The following is a 17,580-nucleotide window of genomic DNA, read 5'->3' as shown; positions in this document are numbered from 1 at the left end:
GGAGACGCGCTAAACTCTCCGGAAACTTATCTGGAGGAGGGGCGAATGTCGTTCACCAAGAAGGACCGAAAGATTCAGTCGGAATCAGGAAAAACTTTTCCGGCGATCACGCCGGAGTCGCTGGCCCATGTTATCGCAGCAGCGCTCCGCGCGGAATTTGGTGCAACGCCGTCATCGGTCAAAACTGTCGCGCGGCTTACCCATTCAAACGAACGTGCTGTACGCAACTGGTTCGATGGCAAGAACGGGCCGAGCGCCGACAATCTGGTGATTCTCATGCGGCATTCGAACATCGTCCTCAAGGCCGTGTTGGAATTGGCTGACCGGCCGGATCTGGTTCTGGCCGTCGGCATCCTTGGGCTAAGAGAACAACTGGTTGATGTGGTGGCTGCAATCGACAAAGCGCGGGAGTAGCAATCTGGCCCTTCACTTGCCCTTACGCAGGCTTGGCGTAAGCCGCCCAATGGTCTGAACAGGAACGGGTATCCGGCCAAATTCAGCCAGTCGTTGGCCTGAACAGTGCTTGCCAATTACCGTTGAATTTCCTTGAATAATCGCGCTTCGGTTCGGCTTTCAAACAGATTATCCGGCCAAATCCGGCCACGTCTCGATGAGGGGCGAGCGACAGAAATGTATGGTCAAGCGTAGGGCAAGCCGGGAAAAACCAGGCGAGCGCGGGATCTATTTTCGGAAGAGTTCGAGATAATCATGGAACAAGAACAGGCGGTTCCGCCTTTGCCCAGTCATCTCGACCAGAACACCGTGCTCGACCATATCGCTGATCAGGGACGCTGCCGTATTGGTCGTAGTCGATAGAAATGAGGTGATCGCCTTCACGTCGACTACCGGCTGCGCATAGAGATGGCGCATCAATTGCTGGGCATTCTCCTGCCTGCGGTGGCTGAAGCGCGGCAGCACCTCGCGTTCGATACGCTCCTTCAGCGCCAGGATTGCCCGGAAGACGCCCGCTGATCCGCGCGCCGTTTCCTCCACTCCGTGCAGGAAGAATACCAGCCAATCCCGCATGTGGTTTCCTTGGCGCACCGCCATCATGTGGTCGACGTAGGCGGTTTTGTTCCGCTCGAAATAGTCGGAAAGGTAAAGCGCTGGCTTCACCAGCAGCTTCTCCGAGGCGAGGTAGAGTGAAATCATCAACCGCCCCAATCGGCCGTTGCCATCGAGGAACGGGTGAATCGTCTCGAACTGGTAGTGCGCGATCGCAATCTTGATCAGCGGCGGCACCATCGCCTCTGCGTTATGCAAGAACTTTTCGAGGTCGCTCATTAGTTGCGGGACATGATCATGGTGCGGCGGCACAAAGACGGCGTTCTTCAGGCTCACCCCGATCCAGTTCTGGCTGATGCGGAATTCGCCAGGCCGTTTCGTTTCGCCCCGCACCCCGTCGAGCAGAATCGCATGGGTGTCGCGTAGCAGCCGGTTAGACAGTGGTAGGCGCTCCAGGCTATCTATGGCGAAGGTGATGGCGCGGATGTAGTTCTGGACCTCGCTCCAGTCGTCGCGCACTTCCGGCAGCAGGTCTTCTGCATCCTTGAAGGCATCTTCGATGTTGGTCTGGGTGCCTTCAATTCGGCTGGATTGCGTGGCTTCCTTGGCCACGTACATGCGGATGAAGAATTCGATGTCGGGGATCAGCTGCGCAAAGGCGTTCAGTTCGCCAAGTGCGCGATCGGCCTGGCCGAGCAATTGCAGTACCTGCGGGTCTGAGATCAGCCAGCCATGGTTGATGGGCTCGGGCAGGAAGCTGCGATACTCAAATTGGGCCTCAAACTGCCCTGCTTGGTAGGCCGAAAGTTCCATATCTCAAAAAGTGCCTCTCAATCTGCCATTGCGAATTGCATATGTCAGATTCTCCCAGGCGCAAAGAGGCGATATCAAATTCAGCCTTATTTTCTGATTTATAAATCTGTGTATGTCAAATTGGCGAACGACCAGTAAGGTGTCTCGGCGTCATCCTAGCGCACTGATGTCAGGGTGTCTGGAGGCTGGTTTCAAGGCGCGTTGGAAAGGCGGCTCAGCGCCTCATGGCAGTCCGTATCCGCCCCCTATAAGGTTTTGCTAAGTGAAATGGTGCTTACTTTGTGATTACATTGCGAAAAATTGACGGCAAAAATAATCGATTTTTTACTTTAATGTCAGATAGATATATGATTTTTGTGCCTAAAATGTGGTACTTTCGCTATCGCCGTCGGTAGGCTTGCGCCAAAGTGTTGGCGAAGTCCTTTCGGAGCGACAGGTCCACCCCGTGTTAACCAATTTACGGCTTGGTAACCCAATTCTGGTCAAGTGACCTGGTAGCCGGACGGGAGGGGTCCGGCGCCAACCAAGGGGTCACCTGTCATGAACAGCGCCGGTACCGCATCGCTGACCATTGCCGAACTGCGCGAATTCGCCGGGTTCACCTCGGGCGAGCAGCGTTACATCAAGCGCAGCCTCGATGTCGGACTGGGTCGACAGGACGCCTTCCGGCTGTGGGCACGCGATGCCGCCGAAACCGCCTCGATCCGCAGCCAGTACATCGCTTACCAGGACTTGCGCGGTCTGCGCCGCGAGTTGCCGGCAGGTGAAAGCTTCGACGGATTGGAAGCCTTCATCGGCAAGCTGGTGCGCGTGACCGCCTTCGACCTTTCGCAGGAACGGATCGAGTGCTTTTCGGCCTATCGCTTCCTATATGAACGCCTGCTCGGGCCAAAAGCGCGGCCGTGGTTGCCAGCGGCGTTCTGCGGCGCCGCTGCGCTGCCGCAGATCCGCCCGAACCGCCGCAAGGGACTGCTCCAGTCGATCAGCGAAGCCGCTGCAACCGCGCCCGGCTGGTCCACCCGCGCGCCAAGCTTCTTTCCCGACTACGTTGAAAAAGAAGCCGCCTGAACCCGGATCAAGCGAGCAACCGCCACACCCCGGCCGGGATGTGGCCCACCGGCAAGTGCAACCAGGTAATCGCCAGCCACGCCAACGGCACGCTCAGCCATTGGCGCCCAAGTTCACTCGTCGCTGAAAGCTGCGGCCAGTAGCTGGTCCGCTTGCGCCACACGTTCCATTCGCGCGGATTGAGTTCGCTCTTGCGCAAGTCCTGCCCATGCGCCCCCACCAGCGCCAGAAACGCCATAGCCCCGGCCAGGATCAGCACGCGCGGGCTGGGCGCGACGATGGCATGCGCCAGCGCCCACACGGCAAAACCCCACATCATCGGATGCCGCGTGATCTTGAACACGCCCATCGGCTTGCGCGCCGAAACCCCCGCCATGTTGGCTTGCGGCAGCGCCGGATTGCCCGAGAGCGAACCGATGAACAGCGAAAGCGCGATCAGCGTCAGCAGGCTGGCCAGGCTCCACGGCAGCCACGCATAACCGTTCCAAAGCGTCGGCCCGGCTGGCGCATGCGCGAAAGCCACCGCCATCCAGCCGAACAGCCCGATCGCCACCAGCGAATAGACCAGCAGAAACGTTCGTTCACCCAACGCGCGCGCCAGCGGGCGCCGCAACGGATGCGACAGCAGGAAATGCGATCCGACGAACACCGACACCGAGACGCCGAGCGGCGCGAGTGAATGACCTGCCAATCTACCGACCCCCAATTGAACCCCGGCCGTTTTCGACCCGGGGCTTACAGTAAACTCACCATTCGTAGGCCTTGGGTAGCGCACCTTCCTGTGGATGGCGATAGCGTGTCCGCAGCCGGGTCTGGTGGTTGTCGAGCGGCTGTTCCACCCCGTCGATGAAAACCCGCTCGGCACCCGACCCGAGTTCGAGCGGATCGCCGTCCCACACCACAACGTCGGCCGCATGGCCGGGTAGCAAGCTGCCGAAGTGCGCCCCTTCACCCATGATCTCGGCCGGCACCGAACTGATGGCGGCGAAGGCCTGCCCCCAGGTCAGCCCGGTCGCGCCCGGTAGCCTCGTCAAAGCCACGAGGTTGCCCGCATATTGCCGGGCATAGCGCGGCTGGTCGTTGTCGAACATGTTGCCGATCGCCACCCGAACCCCCGCGCGGACCATCCGCCCGATGTTCGATTGCGTGGCAGCCATCGTCTCGAACGCGCCTGGCAAGTCGGTAATCCCGCTGGCGATGACCGGCACATGCGCTGCGGCGATCTCGTCCGCCACGCGCCAGCCCTCGGCCGCACCCACGATCACCAGCCGTAAAGCGGGGAATTCATGGCTGAGCGCAAGGGTTTGGCGCAAGTCCGCCATGCGCTCCACATGGACGAACAACGGCTGCGTGCCGTTGACGACCGGAACCAGCGCGGCGGCATCGGCGCGGGTCAGTTGAACATCGGTGCCGCGCGCGACGTCGCTTTCGGCGATTCTGCCGGCTTCGGGCGATGCGGGTTGCACGGACCCGACAGTTGCGGTTCCGCGCCGCGCGCCGGTCGGCCCTGCGCGCCGCGCAAAATCGCGGGCTTCGCGCAAGGCATTGCGCAAGATCGCCTGCGCCGAAACCCGACTGCCGCCGGCCAGCCGCCCGCCCCGTTCACCCAATTCGACGTACTGGAACGCGCGCGGGCGGTCGATCGTGTTGCCGCTGGCCGCAAGATCGACGTAGGCGCCCTGCCCCGCGAAGATCGAGCTTTCGGCGCTGGGTGCAACGGCGGTGCGGGTCACGCCGCCTGTACGGCTGACGCGGATCGGCATGGCTTCGGGGTCGATCGCGGCCGATACATCGAGCGCGGCGCTGAACGGCGATTTACGCGCACCGCTGTCGTTGCTGTTCTCCACCGCGCCGACATCGAGCAGGCCCAGATCGGTCACCGCCACGACCATGCCGGGGCTGACCCACTTGCCGCTGCCGTCGATCACGCTGACGCCAGCCGGAACCGAAACATTCGCCCCGGCAGCGACAACCTTGCCGCTGCGGACGACGACGGTCCCTTCGGGGATCGGCGCGCTGCCATCGCCCAGCACCACGGTGGCGTTGGTAATCGCGAAATCGGTTGGCGCGGCAATTGCCGAGGTCGAAACGAGCGATGCCGCGAGCAACGCGGCGATACGGGAAAAGCGGCTCATTTCACGTCTCCCTCGCCGGGTTGGCCCAGCTCGAAATCGCTGACAGGTCGGCGTTTGGGATCGTTCGCATCATACAGCAGTGCGCCGTCGACCCACACTTTCTCTGGCCGCGCATAGACCGACAGCGGGTTGCCGTTCCACAGCACCACGTCGCCCATCTTGCCCGGCGACAGGCTGCCGGTCTGCGCCTCGATCCCCAGCGCATGCGCGGGGTTGAGCGTGATCCAGCGGATGACCTGTTCGTCGGGGATCACGATGCCCATGCGCCGGCCCGAACCTTGCGCCTTGGCGGCTTCCTGGTTGAGCCGCTGAATGCCGTATTCATCGTCCGAGTGGATGATGACGCAGGCACCCGCGTCGTAAACCAGCGCAGCGTTTTCGGGGATGCCGTCGTAGGCTTCCATCTTGAAGCCCCACCAATCGGCCCAGATCGCCGCGCACGTGTCGCTGGCCTTGAGCAGATCGCCGATCTTGTACGATTCGACCGCGTGGTGGAAAGCGCTGACCTTGTAGCCGAATTCCTTAGCCATATCGAGCACTTGCGCCATTTCGTCGGCGCGGTAGCAGTGGTTCTGGATCAGGATCTTGCCATCGAGCACGCCCGCCAGCGTTTCCATGCCCAAATCGCGCGTCTCCTGCTTTCCGGCGTCGCGCTTCCTGCGGTATTCGCTCGCTTTGATCCACGTGGCCCGGTCGACCGCCATGTTGCCCATCCGGGTCGAAGGTTCGCGGCCCTTCGAGCCGTAAACGCGCTTGGGATTTTCGCCGCAAGCCATCTTCAGGCTGTAGGGCGCACCGGGGAATTTCATCGACTGGACCGTGCGCCCCGGCACGTTCTTGAGCATGACCGAACGCCCGCCCATCAGATTGGCCGAGCCGGGCAGGATGTTGAGGCTGGTGATCCCACCATTGGCCATCGCGCGGCTGAACCCGGGGTCTTGCGGCCAGACCGAGTGTTCGGCCCAGACATCGGGCGTGGTCGGGCTGGTCGCTTCGTTGCCATCCGAATTGGCCTCGACAGCCGGGCTGGGATAGACGCCGAGATGGCTGTGGATGTCGATGATGCCGGGAGTCACGAATTTGCCCCCGGCGTCGATCTTGCGGTAACCCGCTGGAATCGCGAGGCTGGCATCGCCGATCCGCTCGATCTTGCCGCCCGAAACCAGCACCGTGCCATTGTCGATCCGCGCGCCGGCACCGTCGAACACCGTCGCACCGACGATCGCGGTCGGCTCGCCCGCATAAGGGTGATACGTCGACGGGTAGGGGTTTTCGTTGATCGCTGCGGGCTTGTCGTTCCCCTTCGATTTCGCCGCGCCGGCTTGCGTCGCCAGCATGAGTCCGAGGGCGGCAATTGCGGTGCCGGTCAGTTTGCTGATCAATTGCATGGTTGTCTCAAATCCCCTGAATCTTCGTCACACAACGGCACTGCAACGCCCTTGCACCGTTCATTTAACGCCGTGCATCAACTTCTTGAGCGGCCACGACAGCACCAACAAGGCAACCCCCAACCCGATCGCGATCCACGCGATCGTGGTGAAGGTCGCGGTGTAGGTATCGAGGCTGACCTTGAGGTTGGTCACCTGCCCGCCCACCGTCTCGACGCTGGCCAATTGCGCGACCACGCCCGCGACATATTGCGCCACCGCGATCGACAGGAACCACACCCCCATCATCAACCCGACGATCCGCGCGATCGACAGCTTGGTGATCATGCTCAGCCCCACCGGCGAAATGCACAATTCGGCGATCGAGTGGATCAGGTACAGCCCTGCCAGCCACCACAGCCCGACCTTGAAGTCGGGGCCGACGAACTTCGTGCCGAACACCAGGAACAGGAAGCCCAGCCCCACCCCCATCAGCGCCACGCCGAACTTGATCGGGATGGTCGGCTCGATCCCGCGTTTGGCCATGCCGTTCCACATGATCGAGAACAGCGGCGCCAGCGCCACGATGAAGAAGGCGTTGAAAAACTGCGTCTGCCCGGCCGAAATGCTGAACAGCCCGAATACCGACATATCGGTATTGCGATCAGCGAACAGCGTCAGGCTCGATCCCGCTTGCTCGAACAAGGTCCAGAACACGGTGTTGAAGGTGATCAGCACCATCGCCGCCAGCATCATCTGGAATTCGGTGCGGCTGCCCTTGATGTATGACCAGATCAGGATACCCGGCACCGAAACCAGGAAGCTGCCGAACATGATCTTGCCCATGATCGGCAAGGTGGTGAAGTAACCGATGATGCCACTGCCCGCGGGCGGCTTCACATAGCTCATCAGGTTGGCGAACAGCAGGTAGACCACCGGGATGATCAGCACCGAACCGATGTAGATCAGCGCATCGCGGTTAGCAGGAGCGCCTGCGGGCCGATCACCATGCCCATCGAGCTTGCCGCCATCGAACTGAAACAGCAGCCACGACACCGCCATGCCGCCGGCCGCCAGCGCGAAGCCGGCCCACCAGCCCAATCCGCCCCAACTGCCCATGCCCACCGCCAGCAACGGGCACAGGATCTGCGAGAACAGCGAACCCAGATTGATGCCCATGTAGAAGATCGTGAACCCGGCATCGCGGCGCCGGTCACCCTCTGCGTAGAGCGAACCGACGATCGTCGAGATGTTTGGCTTGAAAAAGCCGTTGCCGACCACGACCAGCGCCAGACCGGTGATCAGCAGGAAGGTATAAAGCGGCGAGCGTTCGCCTTCGGCGACGAAGCCACCGGGTGCGATCGTGCGCGCTTCCTTGCCATCGGCTGCTATCAGCGAAACCGATTTGTCGTCATTGCCCCTGATCTGCAGCGAGTGGCCATCTTGCGTGATGAACTGCTGGCGCTTGTCGCCGGTGCCCTTGACCGTGACTTCGTAGCGCTGGCCCTCGATCGTGGCGAACGGCTTGGCCGGACCGCCCGTGCTCGACAGGCACAACACCATATAGCCGACCGACATCATGATCGCGCCGAACTTGACCGAACGCTTCGAACCCAGGAACCGGTCGGCCAGCAATCCGCCGATCAGCGGGGTGAGGTATACCAGCGCGGTAAAGCCGCCGTAGAGCCCGGTGGTGGTGGTGTCGCTGAACAGGAAATGCTGCGCCAGGTACAGCGTGAGCAGCGCGCGCATGCCGTAATAGCCGAAGCGTTCCATCGCCTCGGTGGTGAACAGCCGCGCCAGTTGGCGGGGGTGTCCGAACCACTGGCCGCTTTCATGCCCGTCCAGATGGCGCAGTCCGCCCGAGATTGGGCCCGGGATCGCGCCCGGTTCGGCTGCGGAATCGTCGAACTGGATGGCCATGTAATGCTTGCTCCCCGAAATTGCCTGTACTGCCATGCCTGGTTTGCCATGCCTGTGGCTGCCGGTTGGCCCGCCTTCGGGCTCGCGCGGCAAGCCTTGCAGACTAGCCGTCAAATCGCGGGGCGAAAGGGGATTGTTGCATCGGTAAGGAAATCGCCACGCACCCAGTGCGCAGGCAAATATTCTTGGAACATTCATGCTGCGACGCGCGCACTCACGCAATTCCCTTGCCTGACTCGCTGTATTATGTCACCGCCACACCACCATGCGCACCACGCCCCGGCCCGTCTATCTCAAACTGCGCGACCAGATCGCCGCCGCCATTCTCGATGGACTTTACCGCGAGGGTGAGATGCTGCCGTCGGTGCGCGCCTTTGCCGCAGATCAGGGCGCCAATCCGTTGACCGTGGCCAAGGCCTACCAGCAGTTCCAGAATGAAGGGCTTGTCCAGGTCCAGCGCGGGGTGGGCATGTTCGTTTCGGCCGGCGCTGCCGAGCGTTTGCGCGCGCAGGAACGCAGCAGTTTCCTGGCGAGCGAATGGCCGGAAATTGCAGTCCGAATGCGCCGTCTGCGCATCGCCTGGTCGGACTTGCAAGCGCTCGACGATTTGGCCGAAGCGTAGCCTGGCCGGGCAGGTGCCCAAAAAGCATCCAAATTCTGCCGCTTACTGCGCTTGCGCGATTGTAATCGTTTAAATCGTCTGGCAGGATAAGTCTGTGGGCTGCGATTTAACCCGCGGGAACTTACCGACAAGGGCATACCGGGGGCCAAAATCCGGGGGCCAATGCGGTTTGGGGGGAACCGATGATCAGATCTGAATTGCTGTTGGCGCTCGCCAAGGAAAACCCGGATTTGCGAGCCGACGAGATCGAGCGCGTGGTCGATGTGTTTTTCGATGAAGTCGGCAAGCGCCTGGCCGAAGGTGGACGTGTCGAACTGCGCGGCTTCGGAGCATTTTCAACGCGGGCCCGCGATCCCCGCCGAGGCCGCAATCCGCGCACCGGCGAAAGCGTCGAAGTCCCGGGCAAGAGCGTGCCCTATTTCAAGCCCGGCAAGGAAATGCATTCCCGGCTGAACACCGCCTGATAGCGGCTGGCTCGACTGAATACCGCCCGACGGCAGGTAACCGATACAATCCAACTTACGACATGCCGGAAGCGCTGGCCCCTTTGCGGGACCGGCGCTATCGGGTTTTGCTGCCCGGAATGCGGACGTGGCGGAATGGTAGACGCAGGGGACTTAAAATCCCTTGAGCTTTGCTCGTGCGGGTTCGAGTCCCGCCGTCCGCACCAGGCAGATCGCAGTCACAAGGGTGCCGCGCATCGATGCGGCGCGCTCTGAAGCGGCCTTAGATGAGCATTTGCAGGCGCTTGCAGAGGCTGAAAATCGGCCGTCGAACCACATGTCCGGCCTTTGTTGCAGTGCACTGCAATTAATTGTTGCATCGCAACCAAAATCATGGCCTCTTGTAACAATCAAGAAAGATTCGCGCGGGTTTGCTCAAGCATCTCCGAGGTGAACGGGTATTTCCAAAATTCTAAATATAACAATGCGCATCAGGCGCAGTGGAGAAGTCGCGCGTTGAATGTAGAGATTGCCCGTTTACCGTTGAAAGCTCGCAATCTGTTCGAGTTTGTCGCGGATATTTGGTCGATCTTGTGCGTTCGTGTCACTGAATTAGATAACTTTGTCATTCAATCTGCGAATAAGATTGCCGAGCCAATTTATTCCGCAACGCAGCGCAGCGCCGGCAAAAGTGGCATCCGTTCCGAAGGTCCTCGCTCGCTCGAATTGGTGCGAATGCTCACTGGCGCGCCGTTCTCCGCGAGCCGGGGCTTTGTCCGGACCTTTGAACTCAGTTTCGAACCGGGCCCGCAATCGGCGCGCTGCCAGCAGAACGTGCCGGTTCGCTTCGTGGCGATGCGCAAGCACACGCGCAGTGCCAGCGATGGGCCGGCCATTACCCATAATTCGTCCGGGGGGGGACGCGACTGAAGGCAACCTTTGCTCAATGAGCGGGCCAAAAAATGACCAAGCAAAAGATTTGCCTTACTGCGGTTTCGATGTCCGCCTGCGCGCTGGCGATGCTCTATGCGGAGCCTGCGCTTGCGCAAGCCGTGCCGGCGGAACCGGCCGATGCGGCTGCCAGCACGTCCAGCGATGCCGAACCGATCATCGTGACCGGCACACGCGCATCGGGCATCACCCAGGCCGAAAGCCCGACGCCGATCAAGGTGCTCGACGCCTCTTCACTGTCCAAAGTCGGCCAGCCCAATCTAAACCAGATCCTGACCCAGCTCATACCGTCTTTTACCGCGCAAGCATTCGGCGGTGATACGTCCAACCTGACGCTGTCCGCCCGGCTGCGCGGCCTGAGCCCCAACCACACGCTGGTGCTGGTGAACGGCAAGCGCCGTCACGGCACCGCCAACCTGGCGGTGCTGGGCGGACCGTTCCAGGGCGCAGCGGCGGCCGATCTCGACCTGATTTCGCCGCTGTCGATCAAGCGTATTGAAGTGCTCGAACAGGGTGCGGCAGCACAGTACGGATCGGATGCGATCGCGGGCGTGATCAACATCATCCTCAGGGACCAGACCGAGGGCGGCGACATCAGCGCCACCGCGGGTTCGTATTACAAGACCGGCGGGCTCACCACTGCGGCCTCAGCCAACCTGGGCTTCAAGCTCGGCGAGAACGGTTTCCTCGACATCACGATGTTCCACCGGCTGCACAATTTCAGCCAGGTGGGTGGGCTCGACCGGCGCGTTACCGACACGTCGGGCGTGCTGCGGACCACGTTGAGTGCGGCGCAAAAGGCGCTTTACGGCAACATTCTGGGCTTTCCCTATGTGAACCGGATCAACGGCGATGCACTGTCGCATCTGACCAACTTGCAATACAACGCGGGCTATGACGTGGGTGGCGGTGCCAAGCTTTACAGCTTCGGAACCTACAGCAAGCGCATCGCCAGCGCTTATGAAAACCTGCGGGTGCCAGACCGGATCATCGCGTCTGCGGTGCTGGGCGTAGGCGGGACGCTGGGCGCGCCCGGTTCAATCGTGTTCGACCCCGATGGCAACAATCCGCCCAACGGCTTCAACCCGCGCGAAGCGATCCGCGAGGACGATTTTTCGATCACGGGCGGGATGAAAGGCGAAATCGGCACCTTCACTTACGATTTCAGCGCCACCTGGGGCCAGGACAAGAACCTGATCTACACGCTCGATTCGGCCAACCGATCGTTGTTCATCGACACGCATTTCACCCCGACCAGCTTTTACAACGGGCTGTTCAAGGCGACCGAATCCACCATCAACGCCGATTTCACCAAGCGCATCGATGCCAGCATGCCTAGCCCGATCACCGTGGCGTTCGGCGCGGAATATCGCAAGAACATCTACGAGATCGGCTCGGGCGATCCAGGCTCGATCTACAAGGAAGGCGGCCAGTCCTACCCCGGCTTCCGGCCTTCGGACGCGGGCAAGAACAAGCGGCACAACACCGCCGTGTACCTCAACGTCGCGATGGAGCCGGTCGAGAACCTGAAGCTGGACGGAGCCGTGCGCTACGAGCACTATTCGGACTTCGGTTCGACCACCACCTACAAGGCCACCGGGCGTTATGATTTCAGCCCGGCGGTGGCGGTGCGCGGCACGCTTTCGACCGGGTTCCGCGCACCCACGCTGGCCGAAAGCTTCTATTCGGCCACCAACGTCTCGCCAACATCGGCCTTCGTCCAGTTGCCCGCCAACTCGGCGGCGGCCAAGCTGCTGGGCTTTCCCAACCTCAAGCCAGAAAAGTCGGTCAACTACAGCCTGGGCTTCGTGTTCCGCCCGGCGCCGCGGCTGACGATGACGATCGACGCGTTCCAGGTGCGCATCCGCAACCGCATCCTGGGCACGGGCTCGATCTTCGGCAGCGGCGGGGCGACCAACTTCCCGTCGGTTACGGCCGCGATCATCGCCAACGGCAACGTGCTCGATCCCACCGTCAGCCAGACCGGGATCAACATCTTCACCAACGGCGCCGATACCCGCACGCAAGGGGTCGACGCTGTGGTGAGCTACCGCAGCGAGTTCGGTTCGGCGGGCACGGTGAACTGGACGCTTTCGGGCACTTACAACAAGACCAAGGCGACCAGGATCTACCCTGCGCCCAAGCAACTGACACCCGTTGGCGCAACCACCCCGATCGCGCTGTTCGATGCGGGGGCGATCTCGAACCTCGAGAGCGCATCGCCGCGGGTCAAGGTGGTGGGCTCGGCCGACTGGACGATCGGTGCGTTTTCGTCGACCTTGCGCGGCACGTTGTACGGGGTGAGCAGCAACTTCACCTCACCCGACGGCGGCACATACTATCTGCAGAAGATCCCGACCGCGTTCGTGGTCGACCTGGAGGCGAGCTACACGATCGCGCACACGGTGACGCTGTCGGTGGGTGCGAACAACTTGTTCAACAAGAAGCCGCCGACGGTGCAACTGGTGCCGGGCACGACCAATTTCACGCTGGTCAACGGTGGCAACGTGCTCGATGCGCCGCTGACGTTCTCTCCTTACGGCATCAACGGTGGATACTATTACGGGCGGGTTGCCGTGAAGTTCTGATCGCCAATCGCTGAAAAACCAGGGCGCCGCCGGATCATCCGGCGGCGCCCTCTTTTGTGCCTACGCCCCAAAACAAAACGGGCCGCCCTTCCAGGCGGCCCGTTCGGCATTGCAGCGATAGTCAGGCGATCAGGCGGTCCACACCTTGTCGAGCGCGATCGCGAAGTTCTGCATGTCTTCCATGGAGCCGACCGTGATGCGGCTGACCGTAGGCCAGATCGGCCACGAACGCCCGATCTCGACGCTCTGCGTGCGGAAGGCGGCTTGCACGTCCTTGGCCGGCTTGGTCTTCCAGTCGATCATGATCATGTTGGCGTTGGTAGGCACAACCGTCAGCCCTCGCTTTTTCAGGTGATCGAGCGTGTAGCCACGCGCGGCTTCCATTTCGGCCTTGCGCTGCGCAATCAGCGTGGCGGCGGTCAGGCTGGCGGTGGCGCAGGCGAGCGAGGGCAAGGGCAGCGCGCCCGATTGCATCCCGCCATCATAGCGCATCATTTTGGCGATGTTTGCCGGCTGGGTCATGATGAAGCCCATCCGCAGCCCCGCCATCCCGAAGATCTTCGAAAACGTGCGCATCACGATCACGTCCTTGTACTTGACCGCGAACGATGACGCGACCGGCACCCCGGCGAAGTGCGTATAGGCTTCATCCACCAGCACCATCGAGCCTTCGGGCTTGTGCGCGATCAGCCACTCGATGTCTTCCAGCGGGGTGATCGTGCCGGTGGGGTTGTTGGGGGTGCAGATGTAGTAAAGCCCGGCGTTGGGATCGGCCGCCAGCATCGCCTTCACGTCGTGGCGGAAGTCTCTGGTCAGCGGCACGCGCTTGACCGGGGCGCCCACCCACTCGGCAGTGCGGCCGGCCAGCTCGAACGTCGGGTCGGCCGTGACCAGGCCGCGCGTGGGCGAACAGTAGCTGACCACCGCGCGCGACAGCGGGTCGCTCGATCCCGGCCATGGCGCGACATGGTCGTAAGGTACGCCTTCGACCGCCATTACCGCCTTGATGAAATCGCCGCGTTCGTCCTTGGGCGAATAGCGGTTGCCGTGTTCGACCATCATTTGCGCCGCAACGCGGCCGGGCATCAGCGGCCCGGTCCAGCATTCGTTGGCGCCGATGCGCGTCTTGGCGGTGGGCGCCGGATCGGGCACGCCCCCCGACGCCCATGCCGGGCGCCCGACGCTGGCAGCCATCGCCCCCACGCCGAACACCGTTGCCAGCCGCGCCATGTCGCGGCGGCTGTAGCCGCGCGACTGAAGATCATCCTGCGCTTCTTCGGGCAGGGTTCTGGTCATGAGATCGATCGTGCCTGGCATGGGGTCAGCTCCTTTGGTTCCGGTGGCTTTCGTGATTTCTACAGGGATTTTCGCAGCATGATCACCGCGATGAACAGCAGGTAGACGCCGAACACCTTGCGCAATGGCGATGGCGGCAAGGCGTGCGCCGCGGCCACACCCAGCGGTGCCGACAGGATCGACATCGAAGTGATCACGATGGCAGCGGGGACGTTGACGTAGCCGATCGAACCCCACGGCAAGCCCGCCTGGTGGTAGCCGATGATCGCGAAACCGATCGCGCTGGGGATCGCGATCAAGGCGCCGATGCCCGATGCGGTGGCGATCGCGCGATGGATCGAGCGGCCGCACAGCGTCATCACCATGATCGCGATCGTGCCGCCGCCGATACCCAGCAACGACGAAAACGCGCCCAGACCGCCGGCGATCGCTACGCGCGGTGCTATGCCCGGCATGTTTTCGCTCAATTTGTGGTCGGCCAGACCCGGAACCAGGAAGTTGATCGACATCAGGGCAACACCGATCCCGAACACCAGCGTCAGAACGGTTCCGTCGACGTGCCCGGCCAGGACCACGCCGAATGCGTCACCGATGATCAGCCACGGCGCCCAGGTTCGCAAGACTTCGAATTCCACCGCATTGCGCAGAGCATGCGCGCGCAACGATCGGATCGAGGTGAGGATGATAGTGGCGGCAGACGTACCGATCGCAACATGCGCATATTGCACCTTGTCTCCGCCGAGCAGCGGCAGCACCGCCAGCAGCGCGGGAACGACCACGAAGCCACCGCCGATCCCGAACAGTCCCGCAGCAAAGCCGGCGATCAGCCCTGCGACAAGCAAGGCAACAAGCGGCACGAGCCAGAGCACTGCGGTATGCGCCAAATTGAGACCCCCGAACGTTCTTCAGGCTCTCTCCCGCCGACGGGATGCCGCGCTTGCGTGAGCGTAGGCGTTCCGGTCCGCAAGATTGTGGCGCGTTGCACGGTGTCGCGCAACTGCAATCTTTTGCATGGTTGCGGCACGCGAAAGATTCGCAATCGGACCTGCGCACATCGCGATTTCAGGCCGCGTTGGCTTGCGCAATCCTGGCGTAAACCGCCGCGCTCGGCCTGGCGGTCCGCGCGAACGTCTGCCTGTCCACGCTGTGCAGTCCGAACACGTTGCGATAGCCGAAAATCCACTCGTAAGTGTCGATCAGCGACCAGTGCATATAGCCCAGCACCGGCACACCGTCCGCGATCGCCCGGCCCAGTTCGGCAAGCGCGGCCGAAATGAACGACGCGCGCAAGGCATCGCGATCGGTGCACAGCCCGTGCTCGGTAATCAGCACAGGGCGCCTGGTGACCGCGTGGGCGTAGCGCACCGCGTTTGCCAGAGAGGGCGGATAGATTTCCGAGCCCATCGTGTTGAAGCTGGAAAAGTGCGGCGGCTTGACGCGGCCCTTGTCGTCCCAGCGCCAGCGTTCGTAATTCTGCACGCCCACAAAATCGTCATGCCGTGCCAGATCGAGCCAGGCACCATACCATTCGTGCTGCTTCGCATCGCGCAGGCTGTTGGGGCCGATCGCTTCATCGGCAAACAACGCGAGCGCGACGCCGACTGGAAGCTCGGGACGCACCGCCTTGATGGCTGCCCGGGCGAGCGTGTGGCCGACCAGCAGATTGGCCTGCATCCGCGCCGGATCGGCAATGTAAAGCGCATTGCCGGCCACGAACGTACGCGTTCCCGAGGCGCGCGCGGCCGCTTCGGCCATCGCCTTGTCACCCTGCAGGAACGGCGGGGGCACCAGCGCCTGCAACCGGCCCGCCAGGTTCGGTTCGTTCAGCGTGATCGCATGGGCAATTCCGGCGCCAAGATGTTGTGCCGCCCGGCCGCAGAACCGCGCGAACAGCTCGGCCGCTCCCTCTGCCAGCCAGCCACCGCGCGCGGCAAACCAGCACGGCGTGGTGAAGTGGTTGAAGGTGACGACCGGCGCCAGTCCGCGCGCGCGGCATCCTTCGATAATGGCCTTGTAATGATCGAGCATCGGCACCGAAAACCGGCCTTCAGCAGGCTCGATCCGCGCCCATTCAAGGCTGAAGCGATAAGCATTCAAGCCCAGGCCTTTGGCCAGATCGAGATCGACCGCCCACAACGCGAAGCTGTTGGCTGCCATTCCCGAAGGATACGGAAAAACCGTGGGTTTGACCGTTTCGAGCAGATAGCAATCGGCGTTGGTATTGTTGCCTTCGATCTGGTGCCCGGCCGTCGCGGCGCCCCACAGGAAACCGCGCGGAAACGCATGCGGCTGGTGCCGGGCGGCGTACCAGCCACCCAGCGCCAGCGCGCCGCCTGCGGCAGACCCTGCAATCAGTGTACGACGATTGACCATGGTTAGCCCCGTTCCGGAAATCTCGGCACCGCCCAACATCGGAGCGAGCGAGCCTTGTGCCGGCGCGCATTCGCGTACGCAAGCGATGCGCGGTTTCGAAGGCTGCGGGGCAAACCACGCCATGCTTAACGGCACGGAAACCCTTTTTGTTTATCGCTTTCCCGATCGGCCCGCCGCGCCGTGTCCAGACCAGCTATCCGCCAGGAGGCACGGAGTGCGGCGATTCCCCTGAAGGACTTGCCCATGACTGTGCCTGCCGCTTCCACGCCCTTCGATCTGGGCCCGGACCACGCGAACCGGCGCAATGCGCCGCGCTTCACGCTCATGATCCGCGCTGCGCGATTGATCCTGGATGGGCGCGATTACCTGTGCGTGATCCGCGACGTGTCCGCCACGGGCATGAAGATCCGGCTGTTCCACCCGCTGCCGCCGCATCGCACGCTGGCCATCGGACTGGGCAATGGTGAATGCCATGGCGCCGATGTCGCCTGGAGCGAGGGGGATCACCTGGGCTTGCGCTTTCATGCGCCGACCTCGGTCGACAGCCTGCTCGATGAAGATCGCGGGCCTCAGCCGCGCCAGGCGATCCGGCTGAAAATCGGCATGGAAGCGCTGGTTCACGCCGGCCGCGAGGCCATGCCGGCCCGCTTCGTGACAATCTCGCAGCAGTCCGCCGCGATCGAGGTTCCGCAAAAGCTGGTAATCGGCGAACAAGTGCGCATCCAGACCGCCATGCTGCCGCCGCTTATCGCCAAAGTCCGCGCGCGCGACAGGAATTCGCAAGCCGGCATGACGCATGAGCTCGATTTCGACAGCCCGTTCCGGCTCGACGAACTGGCGCGCGCGACGATGGCGATCCATCTCACCGCAGGCATCCTGGCAGGGCCGGCTACGTTCGCGCCGATGCCACCCGCATCGGAACGCCACCGCAACCGCACTGCATGGTAATCGCCGGCCATTGGAAAACCCCCGGCACGATAGTGAAATTTCGCCAAA

General features: G+C 62.4%; 15 protein-coding genes and 1 tRNA gene. 8 read left to right on the top strand and 8 right to left on the bottom strand.

The genetic code is table 11. The annotated features are described in order from the left end of the window. Window positions 1-45: 45 nt before the first annotated feature. On the top strand, window positions 46-414 hold the full coding sequence (locus tag Q0R16_RS14845) for a hypothetical protein (protein ID WP_295637682.1): 369 nt from the start codon (window positions 46-48) through the stop codon (window positions 412-414). 267 nt (window positions 415-681) lie between these two features. Here Q0R16_RS14845 and Q0R16_RS14840 read toward each other — a convergent pair whose 3' ends face one another. After that, window positions 682-1,818, bottom strand: a complete 1,137-nt coding sequence (locus Q0R16_RS14840; protein ID WP_295637679.1) for a Fic family protein — start codon at window positions 1,816-1,818, stop codon at window positions 682-684. A gap of 540 nt (window positions 1,819-2,358) precedes the next feature. Here Q0R16_RS14840 and Q0R16_RS14835 point away from each other — a divergent pair. After that, window positions 2,359-2,886 carry a hypothetical protein gene (locus tag Q0R16_RS14835; protein ID WP_295637676.1) on the top strand — a complete coding sequence of 176 codons (528 nt, stop codon included), beginning with the start codon at window positions 2,359-2,361 and terminating at the stop codon, window positions 2,884-2,886. 7 nt (window positions 2,887-2,893) lie between these two features. Here Q0R16_RS14835 and Q0R16_RS14830 read toward each other — a convergent pair whose 3' ends face one another. The 4 genes from Q0R16_RS14830 to Q0R16_RS14815 are packed head-to-tail and all read right to left on the bottom strand — an operon-like array spanning window position 2,894 to window position 8,347. Further along, window positions 2,894-3,577 (bottom strand): NnrU family protein, encoded by a 684-nt coding sequence (locus tag Q0R16_RS14830; protein WP_295637672.1) that lies wholly within the window; start codon window positions 3,575-3,577, stop codon window positions 2,894-2,896. Between the two features lie 55 nt (window positions 3,578-3,632). Next, window positions 3,633-5,021 carry an amidohydrolase family protein gene (locus tag Q0R16_RS14825; RefSeq protein WP_295637669.1) on the bottom strand — a complete coding sequence of 463 codons (1,389 nt, stop codon included), beginning with the start codon at window positions 5,019-5,021 and terminating at the stop codon, window positions 3,633-3,635. Further along, window positions 5,018-6,409, bottom strand: a complete 1,392-nt coding sequence (locus Q0R16_RS14820) for an amidohydrolase (RefSeq protein ID WP_295637666.1) — start codon at window positions 6,407-6,409, stop codon at window positions 5,018-5,020. Before Q0R16_RS14820 ends, Q0R16_RS14825 begins: the two co-directional genes overlap by 4 nt. 60 nt (window positions 6,410-6,469) lie before the next feature. Continuing rightward, window positions 6,470-8,347 carry a peptide MFS transporter gene (locus tag Q0R16_RS14815; protein WP_295637663.1) on the bottom strand — a complete coding sequence of 626 codons (1,878 nt, stop codon included), beginning with the start codon at window positions 8,345-8,347 and terminating at the stop codon, window positions 6,470-6,472. 229 nt (window positions 8,348-8,576) lie between these two features. On the opposite strand from Q0R16_RS14815, the gene Q0R16_RS14810 reads away from it, so the two are divergent. The 5 genes from Q0R16_RS14810 (at window position 8,577) to Q0R16_RS14790 (ending at window position 12,915) form a co-directional block, all read left to right on the top strand. After that, window positions 8,577-8,933 carry a GntR family transcriptional regulator gene (locus tag Q0R16_RS14810; protein WP_295637660.1) on the top strand — a complete coding sequence of 119 codons (357 nt, stop codon included), beginning with the start codon at window positions 8,577-8,579 and terminating at the stop codon, window positions 8,931-8,933. 182 nt (window positions 8,934-9,115) lie between these two features. After that, window positions 9,116-9,397 (top strand): integration host factor subunit beta, encoded by a 282-nt coding sequence (locus tag Q0R16_RS14805; RefSeq protein ID WP_295637657.1) that lies wholly within the window; start codon window positions 9,116-9,118, stop codon window positions 9,395-9,397. Between the two features lie 121 nt (window positions 9,398-9,518). Then, window positions 9,519-9,603 (top strand) — tRNA-Leu (locus Q0R16_RS14800). Window positions 9,604-9,826: 223 nt separating this feature from the next. After that, window positions 9,827-10,306: a hypothetical protein gene (locus tag Q0R16_RS14795; protein ID WP_295637654.1), complete on the top strand. Its 480-nt coding sequence runs from the start codon at window positions 9,827-9,829 to the stop codon at window positions 10,304-10,306. Between the two features lie 32 nt (window positions 10,307-10,338). After that, entirely contained in the window at window positions 10,339-12,915 is a 2,577-nt protein-coding gene (locus Q0R16_RS14790; protein ID WP_295637651.1) for a TonB-dependent receptor, read from the top strand. Window positions 12,916-13,044: 129 nt separating this feature from the next. Here the strand turns inward: Q0R16_RS14790 and Q0R16_RS14785 are convergent, their stop codons facing one another. The 3 genes from Q0R16_RS14785 to Q0R16_RS14775 all read right to left on the bottom strand — a co-directional run bounded on the left by Q0R16_RS14785 (window position 13,045) and on the right by Q0R16_RS14775 (window position 16,584). Continuing rightward, on the bottom strand, window positions 13,045-14,211 hold the full coding sequence (locus Q0R16_RS14785; protein ID WP_295637752.1) for a pyridoxal phosphate-dependent aminotransferase: 1,167 nt from the start codon (window positions 14,209-14,211) through the stop codon (window positions 13,045-13,047). A 59-nt stretch (window positions 14,212-14,270) separates the two neighbouring features. After that, entirely contained in the window at window positions 14,271-15,095 is an 825-nt protein-coding gene (locus Q0R16_RS14780; RefSeq protein WP_295637649.1) for a sulfite exporter TauE/SafE family protein, read from the bottom strand. Between the two features lie 178 nt (window positions 15,096-15,273). Next, window positions 15,274-16,584: a family 1 glycosylhydrolase gene (locus Q0R16_RS14775; RefSeq protein ID WP_295637647.1), complete on the bottom strand. Its 1,311-nt coding sequence runs from the start codon at window positions 16,582-16,584 to the stop codon at window positions 15,274-15,276. A 243-nt stretch (window positions 16,585-16,827) separates the two neighbouring features. On the opposite strand from Q0R16_RS14775, the gene Q0R16_RS14770 reads away from it, so the two are divergent. Then, window positions 16,828-17,532: a PilZ domain-containing protein gene (locus Q0R16_RS14770; protein WP_295637645.1), complete on the top strand. Its 705-nt coding sequence runs from the start codon at window positions 16,828-16,830 to the stop codon at window positions 17,530-17,532. The last annotated feature ends 48 nt before the right edge of the window (window positions 17,533-17,580 follow it).

Source organism: Novosphingobium sp. (genome assembly GCF_025351285.1).
In the GTDB taxonomy this organism is placed as follows: domain Bacteria; phylum Pseudomonadota; class Alphaproteobacteria; order Sphingomonadales; family Sphingomonadaceae; genus Novosphingobium.
Note: the sequence above shows the minus strand (reverse complement) of the source record. Positions and strands in the feature narration are given on the sequence as shown.

Coding starts and splice junctions, on each gene's coding strand:
- Q0R16_RS14790 (WP_295637651.1), top strand. CDS start 10,339: ATGACCAAGCAAAAGATTTGCCTTACTGCGGTTTCGATGTCCGCCTGC.
- Q0R16_RS14840 (WP_295637679.1), bottom strand. CDS start 1,818: ATGGAACTTTCGGCCTACCAAGCAGGGCAGTTTGAGGCCCAATTTGAG.
- Q0R16_RS14770 (WP_295637645.1), top strand. CDS start 16,828: ATGACTGTGCCTGCCGCTTCCACGCCCTTCGATCTGGGCCCGGACCAC.
- Q0R16_RS14835 (WP_295637676.1), top strand. CDS start 2,359: ATGAACAGCGCCGGTACCGCATCGCTGACCATTGCCGAACTGCGCGAA.
- Q0R16_RS14810 (WP_295637660.1), top strand. CDS start 8,577: ATGCGCACCACGCCCCGGCCCGTCTATCTCAAACTGCGCGACCAGATC.
- Q0R16_RS14775 (WP_295637647.1), bottom strand. CDS start 16,584: ATGGTCAATCGTCGTACACTGATTGCAGGGTCTGCCGCAGGCGGCGCG.
- Q0R16_RS14805 (WP_295637657.1), top strand. CDS start 9,116: ATGATCAGATCTGAATTGCTGTTGGCGCTCGCCAAGGAAAACCCGGAT.
- Q0R16_RS14785 (WP_295637752.1), bottom strand. CDS start 14,211: ATGACCAGAACCCTGCCCGAAGAAGCGCAGGATGATCTTCAGTCGCGC.
- Q0R16_RS14825 (WP_295637669.1), bottom strand. CDS start 5,021: ATGAGCCGCTTTTCCCGTATCGCCGCGTTGCTCGCGGCATCGCTCGTT.
- Q0R16_RS14845 (WP_295637682.1), top strand. CDS start 46: ATGTCGTTCACCAAGAAGGACCGAAAGATTCAGTCGGAATCAGGAAAA.
- Q0R16_RS14820 (WP_295637666.1), bottom strand. CDS start 6,409: ATGCAATTGATCAGCAAACTGACCGGCACCGCAATTGCCGCCCTCGGA.
- Q0R16_RS14815 (WP_295637663.1), bottom strand. CDS start 8,347: ATGGCAGTACAGGCAATTTCGGGGAGCAAGCATTACATGGCCATCCAG.